This is a genomic window from Aquimarina mytili (genome assembly GCF_016735115.1).
GTDB lineage: Bacteria > Bacteroidota > Bacteroidia > Flavobacteriales > Flavobacteriaceae > Aquimarina > Aquimarina mytili.
Genome location: NZ_JAERQJ010000005.1, coordinates 84,262 through 97,038, shown reverse-complemented (window position 1 = coordinate 97,038; position 12,777 = coordinate 84,262). Strand labels below are relative to the sequence as shown.

11 protein-coding genes are annotated in these 12,777 nt (G+C 34.9%); 9 read left to right on the top strand and 2 right to left on the bottom strand.

Features of this window, described 5'->3' with window-relative positions:
• Positions 1 to 51: 51 nt before the first annotated feature.
• The 7 genes from trhO (at position 52) to JJQ60_RS13565 (ending at position 7,479) form a co-directional block, all read left to right on the top strand.
• Positions 52 to 1,080 carry an oxygen-dependent tRNA uridine(34) hydroxylase TrhO gene (gene trhO, locus JJQ60_RS13595; RefSeq protein ID WP_201921016.1) on the top strand — a complete coding sequence of 343 codons (1,029 nt, stop codon included), beginning with the start codon at positions 52 to 54 and terminating at the stop codon, positions 1,078 to 1,080.
• A 153-nt stretch (positions 1,081 to 1,233) separates the two neighbouring features.
• Positions 1,234 to 2,511: a PSP1 domain-containing protein gene (locus JJQ60_RS13590; RefSeq protein WP_201921013.1), complete on the top strand. Its 1,278-nt coding sequence runs from the start codon at positions 1,234 to 1,236 to the stop codon at positions 2,509 to 2,511.
• Positions 2,498 to 2,989, top strand: coding sequence for a gliding motility lipoprotein GldH (locus tag JJQ60_RS13585; RefSeq protein ID WP_201921010.1), 492 nt, complete (start codon positions 2,498 to 2,500; stop codon positions 2,987 to 2,989). The genes JJQ60_RS13590 and JJQ60_RS13585 overlap by 14 nt, the downstream gene beginning before the upstream one ends.
• 3 nt (positions 2,990 to 2,992) lie before the next feature.
• Positions 2,993 to 5,326 (top strand): penicillin-binding protein 1A, encoded by a 2,334-nt coding sequence (locus JJQ60_RS13580; RefSeq protein WP_201921007.1) that lies wholly within the window; start codon positions 2,993 to 2,995, stop codon positions 5,324 to 5,326.
• A gap of 100 nt (positions 5,327 to 5,426) precedes the next feature.
• Positions 5,427 to 6,128, top strand: a complete 702-nt coding sequence (locus JJQ60_RS13575; protein WP_201920992.1) for a CoA transferase subunit A — start codon at positions 5,427 to 5,429, stop codon at positions 6,126 to 6,128.
• Positions 6,129 to 6,161: 33 nt separating this feature from the next.
• Positions 6,162 to 6,803: a peroxiredoxin gene (locus JJQ60_RS13570; protein WP_201920990.1), complete on the top strand. Its 642-nt coding sequence runs from the start codon at positions 6,162 to 6,164 to the stop codon at positions 6,801 to 6,803.
• 19 nt (positions 6,804 to 6,822) lie between these two features.
• Entirely contained in the window at positions 6,823 to 7,479 is a 657-nt protein-coding gene (locus tag JJQ60_RS13565; RefSeq protein ID WP_201920988.1) for a CoA transferase subunit B, read from the top strand.
• Between the two features lie 565 nt (positions 7,480 to 8,044).
• Here the strand turns inward: JJQ60_RS13565 and JJQ60_RS13560 are convergent.
• Positions 8,045 to 9,736: an ABC transporter ATP-binding protein gene (locus JJQ60_RS13560; RefSeq protein ID WP_201920984.1), complete on the bottom strand. Its 1,692-nt coding sequence runs from the start codon at positions 9,734 to 9,736 to the stop codon at positions 8,045 to 8,047.
• Positions 9,737 to 9,840: 104 nt separating this feature from the next.
• On the opposite strand from JJQ60_RS13560, the gene JJQ60_RS13555 reads away from it, so the two are divergent.
• Both JJQ60_RS13555 and JJQ60_RS13550 read left to right on the top strand, forming a co-directional pair.
• The gene (locus JJQ60_RS13555; protein ID WP_201920980.1) at positions 9,841 to 11,298 is read left to right on the top strand and encodes a sensor histidine kinase; all 1,458 of its coding nucleotides are present in this window, start codon (positions 9,841 to 9,843) and stop codon (positions 11,296 to 11,298) included.
• Positions 11,299 to 11,346: 48 nt separating this feature from the next.
• A complete protein-coding gene (locus JJQ60_RS13550) occupies positions 11,347 to 12,126 on the top strand; it encodes an enoyl-CoA hydratase/isomerase family protein (RefSeq protein WP_201920977.1) in 780 nt (259 codons plus the stop codon).
• A gap of 85 nt (positions 12,127 to 12,211) precedes the next feature.
• On the opposite strand, the gene JJQ60_RS13545 is transcribed toward JJQ60_RS13550, so the two are convergent.
• Positions 12,212 to 12,736, bottom strand: a complete 525-nt coding sequence (locus JJQ60_RS13545) for a DinB family protein (protein WP_201920975.1) — start codon at positions 12,734 to 12,736, stop codon at positions 12,212 to 12,214.
• Between the last annotated feature and the right edge of the window lie 41 nt (positions 12,737 to 12,777).

The window sequence follows — 12,777 nt, the reverse complement described above, 5'->3', positions numbered from 1 at the left end:
TTGTACTTTTGCCCAAATAATGAATCTTTTAACTTAAAACGTAGGTATAGCATGCAACTGTACAACAAATTGAGTGCAAAAGAAAGAGCAGTGCTTATCGACGAAGCCGGTACAGACCGTCTTACGCTTTCTTTCTATAAATATGCACATATCGGAAATCCTGAAATTTTTAGAAACCACCTTTTTATTCATTGGGACGAATTAGACGTTCTCGGACGAATTTATGTGGCGAAAGAAGGTATTAATGGCCAATTATCGGTCCCGGCACCAAACTTTGAAACCTTTAAAAAACACCTGGATAGTATTTCATTTTTAGAAAATGTACGACTAAACATTGCCAGAGAACAAGATGCAAAATCCTTCTTAAAACTTAAGGTCAAAGTTAGACATAAGATTGTGGCAGATGGTTTAGATGATGGTACTTTTGATGTTACCGACAAAGGGGTTCATGTAGATGCTTCAAAATTTAATGAATTAATTGAAGATCCCAATACTGTATTGGTAGATATGCGTAATCATTATGAGAGCGAAATCGGTCATTTTAAAGGCGCGGTTACTCCAGATGTAGATACATTTAGAGATTCGCTAGATATTATTGAAGAAGATCTTAAAGATCATAAAGAAGATAAAAAACTGGTGATGTATTGTACCGGTGGAATCCGATGCGAAAAAGCCAGCGCTTATTATAAACACAAAGGGTTTAAAAATGTATTTCAATTAGAAGGTGGTATTATCGAATACGCCAGACAAGTTGAAGCACAAGGCTTAGAAAATAAGTTTTTAGGAAAAAACTTTGTTTTTGATCATAGGCGATCAGAACGAATTTCAGAAGATGTAATTGCCAATTGTCACCAATGTGGTAGCCCTTGCGACACTCATGTAAATTGTGAGAACGAGGCATGCCACCTTTTGTTTATTCAATGTTCAGCGTGTGCAACAAAAATGCAAAATTGTTGTTCTACAGAGTGTATGGAAATAAACCAATTACCGTTTGAAGAACAAAAAGCATTAAGAAAAGGTAAAGGCAATAGCAATAAGATTTTTAAAAAAGGCCGTTCTGAAGTGTTGAAATACAAGTAGTAAAGGTAAAATGCCAAAGATACTATGGCGGATAATTTTTTTCATAGTATCTTTAACAATTAAGATGTTAGAAATGGGTTATATTTCTAACCGTAGTAAGAACCATATTTGTTGCGATAATAATCGCAGACAAATTTCAATATATAAGAAAATATGGGGTGTAGTAGTTGTTCCTCCGGAAAAGACGGACAACCAAAAGGATGCAAGAACAATGGTACCTGTGGTACCGATGGTTGTAATAAATTAACAGTTTTTGATTGGTTGTCAAATATGTCACTTCCCAGTGGCGCTATACCGTTTTCGTGTGTTGAAATACGATTTAAAAATGGTAGAAAAAACTTCTTTAAGAATACAGAAAATCTTTCTTTAAGCATAGGTGATATTGTAGCTACAGAAGCATCTCCCGGTCATGATGTTGGGATTGTTTCTCTTACTGGTGAGCTCGTAAGGATACAGATGAAAAAAAAGAAAGTGGATGTAGATAGCGAAGATGTAAAAAAAGTATATCGAAAAGCATCTCAAAAAGACATAGATATTTGGCAAAAGTCCAGAGATAAAGAAGAATCTATGAAGGTTCGAGCCAGAGAAATTGCGATACGACTCGAACTACAAATGAAAATTTCTGATATAGAGTTCCAGGGAGATGGATCCAAAGCAACATTTTATTATACTGCCGAAGAACGTGTGGATTTTAGACAATTGATCAAAGAGTTTGCTCATGAGTTTAGCACACGTATCGAAATGCGCCAGGTTGGCTTCAGACAAGAAGCGGCAAGACTTGGTGGTATTGGATCTTGTGGGCGTGAGTTATGTTGTTCTACATGGCTTACCGATTTTAGATCTGTAAATACAAGTGCAGCCAGATATCAACAATTATCCTTAAACCCACAAAAATTAGCTGGTCAATGTGGGAAGTTAAAATGCTGTCTTAATTATGAACTAGATGCCTATATAGATGCGCTTAATAGTTTTCCAAAGACAGATACAAAACTTCAGACAGAAAAAGGAACAGCCGTTTGTCAAAAAATAGATATTTTTAAAGGATTATTATGGTATGCCTATGAAGGAGAATGGATGAATTGGCATAAAATCTCTAAAGATGATGTTAATGAAATCATTGCTGCTAATAATAATGATGAAAAAATTGCCAGTTTAGAGGAGTTTGCTTCAGATTTAATTGAGGATAATAAAACAGATTTTGAGAACGTTGTAGGTCAAGATAGCTTAACTCGATTTGATCAACCTAAACGAAGCAAAAAAAGAAGAAATCGCAATAGAAGAAAAAATTCAAACAAAAAAACATCAGAAAAGAAGGCGATGGTTTCAAACAAGCCTGAAGCGGGAAATCCTGAAAATAAAAAAAGAAATAGGCCCAATAATCAACGCAATAAAAAACGTAGATCTTCAAACAAGAATAATGATAAAGCTTAGGATTGTTATAGCAGTTTTTAGTGTATTAAGTTTAGCTTCTTGTGATGATACTCAGGTCTTTGATGAGTATCAATCAGTTTCTGACACCTGGGAAATGAATGAAAAAATAAACTTTTTGTTACCAAAACTGGATTCTACCCAGACGTATAATTTGTTTATTAATATTCGTAATAATAATTTGTATAAATACAGTAATTTATTTTTAATCAGTCAGATGAAATTTCCAAATGGAAAAGTTATAACAGATACCCTCGAGTATCAAATGGCTATGCCAGATGGAACATGGCTAGGTACTGGTTTCTCGGATCTTAAAGAAAATAAATTATGGTACAAAGAAAACGTAAAGTTTATTGAAGACGGAGCATACAACATTAGTATAGAACATGCAATGCGAAAGAATGGTGAAGTAGATGGAGTATATTCTTTAGAAGGAATTACAGATGTTGGATTTAGAATAGAATATGTGCAAAACCCTTAAATCATGGCAAAGGCAAAACCCAAATCGACAAAAAAGAGAACAAAAACTAAACAAATAAATACTCTAAAGTTTATCAAAGGCTTTTGGATCATATTTGCATCAGGAGTCTTTCTAATCGTTTTATTATTTCTATTTGCAAGCTGGGGGTTTTATGGAGAGATGCCCAAGTTTGCTGAACTAGAAAATCCTCAAAATGACCTTGCAACCCAGGTTATCTCGTCTGATGGAGTTCAAATAGGAACTTTTTTCAACGAAAACCGTACCCCGGTAAGCTACGAAGACCTACCACAACATTTGGTTGATGCACTAGTAGCAACAGAAGATGCCAGGTATTATGATCATTCTGGGATTGATGCCAGAGGTACATTAAGAGCTTTTATTTTTCTGGGGAGTAAAGGAGGAGCTAGTACAATATCTCAACAGTTGTCAAAACAGCTATTTACCGGGGGATCTAAAAATATTTGGGAGCGCTTTAAACAAAAATTGAAAGAATGGGTAATCGCAACCCGATTAGAAAGACAATACACCAAAAATGAGATCATTACCATGTATCTTAATAAGTACGATTTCTTAAATCAGGCTATTGGGATTAGCTCGGCATCGCGTATTTATTTTGGTAAGAATCCAAAAGAGCTTAAAAAAGAAGAAGCAGCCGTTTTAGTAGGAATGCTTAAAAACTCTTCACTTTTTAACCCGTTACGACGACCAGAAATGGTAAAGAACAGGAGAGATGTGGTGCTTAATCAAATGGAGAAATATGGGTATATTAATGAAAAAGAGCGCGATAGCTTAAAGCAATTACCACTTACATTGGATTACTCTCCAGAAGGGCATAAGGATGGTACCGCAACCTATTTTAGAGAGTATGTGAGAAGCTGGATGTCTAATTGGGTAAAAAATAACCCAAAAGGCGAAAACGAGGATGGGGAGATAGAGTACTATGATATATACCGAGATGGTTTACGAATTAATGTAACGATAGATTCACGTAATCAAAAATATGCCGAAGAAGCTGTTCAAGAGCATATGGCTAATCTTCAAAAAGAATTTGATAAGCAGGAAAAAGATAATAAAACCAGTCCGTTTAGAGATATTACCAAAGATCAGTTAAAAGGTATAATTAATAGAAGTATAAAGTCCTCTGCAAGGAGAAAAAAGATGTTATCTCAAGGAAAGAGCGAAAAGGAGATTCTGGCTTCGTTTGATAAGAAAACCGAGATGAAAATCTTCAGTTGGAAAGGAGAAATAGATACCATTATGACTCCAAAAGACTCTATTTTGTATTACAAAAAGTTTTTACGTTCTGGATTAATGTCTATGGAACCGCAAACTGGTCACGTTAAAGCATGGGTAGGAGGAGTTAATTATAAACATTTTCAATACGATCATGTATATCAAGGAGCTAGGCAAGTAGGGTCAACATTTAAGCCTTTTGTATATGCAACCGCAATTGATCAATTAAAATTATCACCATGTGATACGCTACCAATGTCACAAATTACTATTTCAATAGGCTCCCATGGTGTACTTGAAAAAGATTGGACACCAAAAAATAGTGATGCAGAATATACAGGCTACATGAGCTTGAAAGAGGCGTTAGCAAAATCAGTAAATACTATTTCTGCGCGTTTAATGGATAGAATTGGTCCAGAACCTATTGCTAGATTAGCCAAAAAAAGTGGAGTGTCATCAGATATTTTACCTGTGGCATCAATTGCTTTGGGATCTGTAGATCTTAAATTATCAGAGATGGTCGGTGCTTACAGTACTTTTGCTAATCAAGGGATTTATACAAAACCTGTAATGATTACAAGTATCGAAGACAAAAATGGTATGGCTTTATATCAATTTGTTCCAGAAACTCGTGATGTAATTAGTAAAGAAGCGGCATATGTTACTGTTAATTTAATGGAAGGCGTTACCCAATCTGGATCGGGCCGAAGACTTCGTGCTGGACCAAGAGATCGATATGATTTTAAAAACGTAATTACAGGATATCCTTACCTATTTGACAACCCTATAGCTGGTAAAACAGGAACGACACAAAATCAAAGTGATGGTTGGTTTATGGGGATGGTCCCTAATCTTTGTACAGGTGTTTGGGTAGGAGGAGATGATAGGTCGACTCACTTTTCCAGTACTATGTTCGGACAGGGCGCAACAATGGCGTTACCTATCTGGGGATTATACATGAAAAAATGCTACGCAGATAAAACCTTGAAAGTTTCTAAAGGAGCGTTTAAAAAACCTGATAGATTAACAATTGAAGTGGATTGCGAAGCATTTAAAAAGAGTAATGTCAAAGATGAAAATTTAGACGACGAATTTTCAATGTAGTCCAAGATACCTATCAATTAAATTAATCTTAAAACTCTTCGTTTTCAAACGATATAGTGATGTTTTTTTAGTACTTTTAATCTGCTAAAATTAGAACACTATGATTCGTAAAACGGTACCCAACGTTACCGATGCTTTGCAAGGGGTGAAAGATAATATGACCCTAATGCTGGGAGGATTTGGCCTGTGCGGTATTCCCGAAAATGCAATTGCACAACTTGTGAAATTAAACATCAAAGGACTAACCTGTATATCTAATAATGCAGGAGTAGATGATTTTGGATTAGGGTTGCTACTTCAACAAAGGCAAATAAAAAAAATGGTCTCTTCTTACGTGGGTGAAAATGATGAATTTGAAAGACAAATGCTTAGTGGAGAATTAGATGTTGAATTAATACCGCAAGGAACGTTAGCAGAAAGATGTAGAGCTGCTCAAGGAGGGTTTCCTGCATTTTATACTCCTGCTGGGTATGGTACTGAAGTTGCCGAAGGAAAAGAAACCAGAGAATTTAATGGAAAAATGTATGTACTTGAACATGCGTTTAAAGCCGATTTTGCTTTTGTAAAAGCCTGGAAAGGAGATGAAGCTGGAAATTTAATTTTTAAAGGAACCGCAAGAAATTTTAATCCGTGTATGTGCGGTGCAGCTAAAATTACTGTTGCCGAAGTAGAAGAACTTGTTCCGGCAGGTACGTTGGATCCTGATCATATTCATATCCCTGGGATATTTGTACAACGAATTTTTAAGGGAGAACGATACGAGAAGAGAATTGAACAACGCACTGTGCGTAAAAAAGAATAATCACACATTTAAAACCTAAAAAACATACAAATCATGGCAGCATTACGATTAGGAGATGAAGCGCCAAACTTCAAAGCGCAAACAACAGAAGGAGAAATTGATTTTCATAACTGGTTAGGAGATAGCTGGGGAGTATTATTTTCGCACCCGGCAGATTATACACCAGTATGCACAACAGAGTTAGGAACGGTTGCAAAATATACTGATGAGTTTAATAAACGAAATGTAAAGGTTGCCGCATTAAGTGTTGATGGATTAGAATCTCACCATGGTTGGATTAAAGACATTAATGAAACACAAAATACAACGGTTAATTTTCCCATTATTGCTGATGAAGATAGAAAAGTATCCGAATTATATGATATGATTCATCCTAATGCCGATAGTCAATTAACAGTACGTTCAGTTTTTGTAATTGGGCCAGATAAAAGTATCAAACTTACTATTACGTACCCTGCCTCAACAGGAAGAAATTTTGATGAATTGTTACGCGTTATAGATTCACTTCAATTAACTGCATATCATAAGGTCGCTACACCAGCAAACTGGAATGAAGGAGAAGATTGTGTTATAGTGCCATCGGTTACTAATGAAGAAATACCACAATTATTTCCGAAAGGACACAAAGAAATCAAACCTTATTTAAGGATGACTCCACAACCAAACTTAAATTGATTTTAATTTAGAATTATTTATGCTAGATAAAAACGGAATAGCAAGACGTATTGCAAAAGAACTAAAAGATGGATATTTTGTTAATTTAGGAATTGGAATACCAACCTTGGTAGCAAATTATATCCCAAAAGGCATTGAAGTCGAATTTCAGAGCGAAAATGGTGTTTTAGGCATGGGGCCTTTTCCATATGAAGGAGAAGAAGATGCCGATATAATTAATGCCGGAAAACAAACAATTACGACCATGCCGGGAGCTTCTTTTTTTGATTCTGCAACAAGTTTCAATATGATTAGAGGGCAGCACGTAGATCTTACTATTTTAGGTGCTATGGAGGTTTCAGAACATGGTGATATCGCAAATTGGAAAATTCCTGGTAAAATGGTTAAAGGAATGGGGGGAGCTATGGATCTAGTAGCGAGTGCAGAAAATATCATCGTGGCAATGATGCATACAAATAAGGCGGGAGCGTCCAAGTTACTTAAAAAGTGCTCATTGCCATTAACCGGGGTAAACTGCGTAAAAAAAGTAGTTACCAATTTGGCCCTTTTAGAAGTTACAGATAATGGATTTGTATTGTTAGAAAGAGCACCAGGAGTATCTGTTGAAGATATTAAAAAGGCTACCGAAGGAAATCTTGTAATCAAGGGAGAAATCCCTGAAATGGTTTTGGATTGATTATTTACTAATTCTATATACAGTAGAACGAATAATAATTTAATCCCGACGAATAATAATTCTGAAAAATGAACGTTACATAGTAGCAAGCCTATCAAACTCAATTTTGAAAGAAAAATACTACACTTTCAACCAGTTTTCCGTGGCCTTAAACCTTTCCTTTAAGCAGTAAAACCAAGCTTTTTGAGTCCAAATGTTAAAATTTTGAGTATTTTGTCGATTTATTACGTATTTAAACGTTGATATTGATTTTTTTTTGCATATTAGCATTCCTAATAAAAACAATACCCCTATATTATTGTTTTTATGGATTAAAAAATAAATTATTAACCCACACTTATTGTCCCTATTATGAAAAAACGTATGAATCGTCTACAGAAATCAGTTAAACCAACTATGGAATTGATTTCTAACTGCATGTATTTAGCGAAAAAAGTATTTTTGTTGATGTGATTTTTTGTTGTTAATGAAATCGCAACCCCCAAGTCGCGATGAATGAAACCTGTTAGACTTAAAAAGCTTAACAGGTTTTTTTTATGATCAAATTTTAGACTTATTTCAAAATTTACTTACCCTTTGGAATAGCTTCGATAAGTTTTTTAGTGTATTCTTTTTCAGGATGCTCATAGACGTGATCAGCATCGCCACGTTCTTCAATTTTTCCTTGGTTCATTACTAATAATTGATCAGACATGTATTTTACAACGGCTAGATCATGAGATATAAAAATATAAGTAAAACCAAAACTATCTTTTAGCTCATTTAATAAATTCAATACCTGAGCTTGTACAGAAATATCTAATGCACTTACTGATTCATCGCATATAATAAGCTTTGGTTGCAAAGCAATGGTTCTCGCAATCCCAATACGTTGCCGCTGCCCACCACTAAACTCATGGGGGTAGCGATTAAAATGTATTTCACTAAGACCAACCCGTTCCAATAATTCGACAACTTTATTTTTTCTCTCGGTATCATCGGCATATAATCCATGGGCTTGCATGGGTTCCATAATTGCTTTTCCTACCGTTAATCTGGGGTTTAATGATGCAAAAGGATCCTGAAAGATGAGTTGAATCTCTTTTCGAAGGTTTCTTATCTCTGAAAGAGATAGTGTTGTTAAATCCTTACCCTTATATAATATTTGACCCTTGGTGGCTTTGTCCAGCTGTAAAATGGTATTTCCTAATGTTGATTTACCACAACCAGATTCTCCTACTAGACCTAAAGATTCTCCTTCATATAATGCAAAACTTACACCATCTACAGCCTTAAATTCTTTTTTACCAAAAAGACCCGCTTTAGAAAAATAAGTTTTCTCTACATTAATAACCTCCAGGATTGGAGGATTGCTATATAAAGTTTTGTGATGAATTTCCCGTTGTTCTCTGGTAATAACCTCTCTTTCTTGATCTGTATTTTCCAAAAAATCGGTTATAGTAGGCAATTTTTTGTATCTAACATCAAGTGTAGGCCTTGCATTAATAAGAGCTTTGGTGTATTCTTTTTTTGGATGATGAAATATAGCTTCAGTTGCACCATATTCTACCATTTTTCCTTGATACATAACCAAAACATGATCTGCAATTTCAGAAACTAAAGATAAATCATGAGAAATAAATAAAATACTCATTTTATATTCTCGCTGTAAGCTTTTTAATAAACCAATGATTTCTTTTTGTACGGTAACATCTAATGCCGTTGTAGGTTCATCGGCAATAAGAAGTTTAGGTTTACATGCTATAGCCATAGCGATCATAATACGTTGTTTTTGCCCTCCACTTAATTGGTGTGGATAGGATTTGTAGGCACGTTCTGGATCTGGTAATTTTACTTTATCGAATAAAGAGAGTACTTCGGTTTTAGCTTCAGTTTTTGATAAATTTGTATGCTGAAGAAGAATTTCTAATACCTGTTTACCACATTTGGCAGAAGGATTTAATGAACTCATCGGTTCTTGAAAGATCATAGCAATCTCGTTTCCGCGTATGTTTCGATATTCCTTTTCATCAAGACCGAGTAATGGCGCAGTATCATAAACGATAGTGCCTTTTCGGATTTTTGAAATTTTATCTGGCAGTAACCCCAAAATTGCTAGAGAAGCAACCGATTTACCACTTCCTGATTCTCCTACAACTCCTAGGATTTCATTTGTATAAATATCAAAAGAAACATCATAAAGCACTTGATTTTCTGTTCCTTCAGAAAAAAAAGATACGCACAAGTCTTGTACAGAAAGTAGAATCGTATTATCCATAAAATATAAAGCTAGGTAAATTTATTAAATTCGGGACTTTTGAAGATTTCTTTTTCAAACTATTTTGGTGTGATATTTGTTATATTTACCTATCAAAATAGACTATGAAGCTACTAAAACTTTCTCTACGTACTCGAATATTCATTTCAATGACGGTGTTAGTACTATTGGCTTCAATATTAATTGCTGCAGTATCTATTTATCAATATAAAGAAGAAGCAGAAGAATACCACAAAGAACGGTTAGAAAGAAAAGAAAGTAGAATTCAAATTGCTATCGAAAATGCGCTTCGAAGCACAACGTATCCAATAGATGAAGAACATCTTTCCAGAATTTTTGCGTACAAACATAAGATCTATCAAATAGCCGAAGAGCATTCTTTACCTATTAATATTTATAGTCTTTCTGGAGAACTTTTAATCGGTTCGGAAGGCATTATTCAACAAGATACTATTAACAAAAACCTTAGCCCGGTTATATTAGATACTTTGGCATTTCTTTATGATAAGAAATACCTTGTGAAGTCAGAAAAAAACGGAGAAAAATTCTTAACATCATATACATATATTACTGATGCCAGATCAAAACCATTAGGAATACTTAACCTTCCATACCTTGAGGATGATGATCTAATTACAAGAGAATTATTAGAATTTCTTCGACGTGTAGGGCAGGTATATCTTCTAATGTTGATTATTGCTATTGCATTGGCGTATTTTCTCTCAAAATATATTACACGATCATTAAAAACAATTTCAGAAACGATAGACCAAACACGTCTTGATAAGCGGAATAAGAGAATTAAAATTGGTGATGCCAGTGACGAAATTCATTCATTGGTCAATGCCTATAATAGTATGATTGATGAGTTAGAGCAAAGTGCTGTTAAATTAGCTAAAAGTGAAAGAGAGGCTGCCTGGAGAGAGATGGCTAAACAAGTAGCCCATGAGATCAAAAACCCTTTGACACCAATGCGGTTAACGGTGCAAAGTTTTCAACGTAAGTTTGATCCCACCGATCCTAATATTGGGCAAAAAGTACAAGAATATAGCGACACATTGATTCAACAAATCGATACGATGAGCTCTATTGCTTCGGCTTTTTCAAACTTTGCGCAAATGCCGGCCCAAAAAAGTGAAACACTTGATGTGGTTAAAATTGTGGGACTGGCACTTGATATTTTTAATGAAGATTATATCATATTTCCTTCAGAAAAAGAACAAATTATTGCCAAATTTGATCGTACACAACTTATTCGTGTAGTAACCAATTTGATAAAGAATGGAATACAAGCTATCCCAGAAGATCGCGTGCCTAAGATCATTGTAGATGTATTTTCAGAAAATGGAGAAGTAGTAATTACAGTTACTGATAATGGTGTTGGAATAAACGAAGAAAATAAGAAAAAAGTCTTTGAACCTAAGTTTACAACCAAAACCAGTGGTATGGGGCTTGGATTGGGAATGGTAAAAAATATTGTGGAAACCTACAGCGGAAGTATTACCTTTACCTCGCAAGAAGGAAAAGGAACAGTTTTTAAAGTTAAATTTCCGAAAGAATAATTTCCAATAGTAAGATTTCTGCGTGTTCAGAAAAGAAAAAATATATTCATGTATACAAATATCACTACATCACAAAACAACGGAATTACTACAATTACAATCAATCGTCCGTCTAAATTAAATGCGCTAAATAAAGAAACTATTCAAGAACTTCATGCAGCCTTTAGAGTTGCAGATCTTGATGCCGATACCAAAGTAATTATTGTTACTGGTTCTGGAGAAAAAGCTTTTGTTGCAGGTGCCGACATTAGCGAATTTGCCGATTTTTCTGTTGCCGAAGGAGGAAAACTTGCTGCCAAAGGACAAGAGTTGCTTTTTGATTTTGTAGCGAATCTTTCTACACCTGTTATTGCGGCTGTTAATGGTTTTGCATTGGGGGGTGGTTTAGAATTGGCAATGGCTGCTCATTTTAGAGTGGCAAGTGATAATGCTAAAATGGGATTGCCAGAAGTATCTCTGGGTGTAATTCCTGGATATGGCGGTACGCAACGTTTACCACAGTTAGTAGGGAAGGGTAGAGCTATGGAAATGGTGATGACAGCAGGAATGATTGATGCACAACAAGCTTTGCAGTATGGATTGGTAAATCATGTTACTACCCAAGAAGAATTAATACCTCTTGCAGAAAAACTGGCTAGCAAAATTATGAGAAATTCTTCTGTAGCCATTAGTGCAGCGATTCAATCTATAAATGCAGTGTATCAGGATGGAGTTGATGGATTTAAAGTAGAAATCGAGCAATTTGGCAACTGTTTTGGTACCGAAGATTTTAAAGAAGGGACCACGGCATTTTTAGAAAAACGCAAAGCAAACTTTCCTGGTAAATAAGATAAAAGAAGAGTTATTAAGACCCTTATAGGTTATTTGCTTATACCAAGCGAAAAACCTGTAAGGTTTTTATTTTTTATCGTTTCTAGGAATTTAATAGTGTGGTGTATTTTTTCCAGGGCCCTATATCCTCTGCATAGTGTTTGACAATTACACGTGATATTTGATTTAAATGGGCAATATCATGAATTGTCCATGTAGAGATTAATTGTCTTAGTGTTACGCTTCCCAGATCGGGATGTATACCTTCTTTATTTAGATCACTTTCTGATAAATTCCAGGAGTGTAGTTTTTTGATATTTTGATTTCTTAGGGTTTCAAATTCTGATAATAATTCATCCATAGTTCGAGAAGAATATAATTGTTCTTGTGCAAACCGATCATACGGTTCGAAAGTCTTATTTTGGTTGTCTCCCAAAATTATTTCTGCCCTTGGAATCCAATCGGTTTTTTCTCCATGTATTAGATGCCCGACAATGTTGTATGCACTCCAGGTGCCAATTCCTTCATTTATTTTATCCCAATCATAATTAGCGTTATAGAAAAGTGCTGAGTATACTTTTGGAGTCCTTTCTAATATTTCTATGGATTTATTTAATTCAAAGTTCATTATAAATGTTTTAGTTGTACGTAATAATTAGTATTAAAGGA

Excerpts from the sequence above, each read along its gene's own strand:
- JJQ60_RS13580 (WP_201921007.1), top strand. The coding sequence starts at position 2,993 with ATGGCAAAGGCAAAACCCAAATCGACAAAAAAGAGAACAAAAACTAAA.
- JJQ60_RS13555 (WP_201920980.1), top strand. The coding sequence starts at position 9,841 with ATGAAGCTACTAAAACTTTCTCTACGTACTCGAATATTCATTTCAATG.
- JJQ60_RS13545 (WP_201920975.1), bottom strand. The coding sequence starts at position 12,736 with ATGAACTTTGAATTAAATAAATCCATAGAAATATTAGAAAGGACTCCA.
- JJQ60_RS13590 (WP_201921013.1), top strand. The coding sequence starts at position 1,234 with ATGGGGTGTAGTAGTTGTTCCTCCGGAAAAGACGGACAACCAAAAGGA.
- JJQ60_RS13570 (WP_201920990.1), top strand. The coding sequence starts at position 6,162 with ATGGCAGCATTACGATTAGGAGATGAAGCGCCAAACTTCAAAGCGCAA.
- JJQ60_RS13565 (WP_201920988.1), top strand. The coding sequence starts at position 6,823 with ATGCTAGATAAAAACGGAATAGCAAGACGTATTGCAAAAGAACTAAAA.
- trhO (WP_201921016.1), top strand. The coding sequence starts at position 52 with ATGCAACTGTACAACAAATTGAGTGCAAAAGAAAGAGCAGTGCTTATC.
- JJQ60_RS13585 (WP_201921010.1), top strand. The coding sequence starts at position 2,498 with ATGATAAAGCTTAGGATTGTTATAGCAGTTTTTAGTGTATTAAGTTTA.
- JJQ60_RS13550 (WP_201920977.1), top strand. The coding sequence starts at position 11,347 with ATGTATACAAATATCACTACATCACAAAACAACGGAATTACTACAATT.
- JJQ60_RS13560 (WP_201920984.1), bottom strand. The coding sequence starts at position 9,736 with ATGGATAATACGATTCTACTTTCTGTACAAGACTTGTGCGTATCTTTT.
- JJQ60_RS13575 (WP_201920992.1), top strand. The coding sequence starts at position 5,427 with ATGATTCGTAAAACGGTACCCAACGTTACCGATGCTTTGCAAGGGGTG.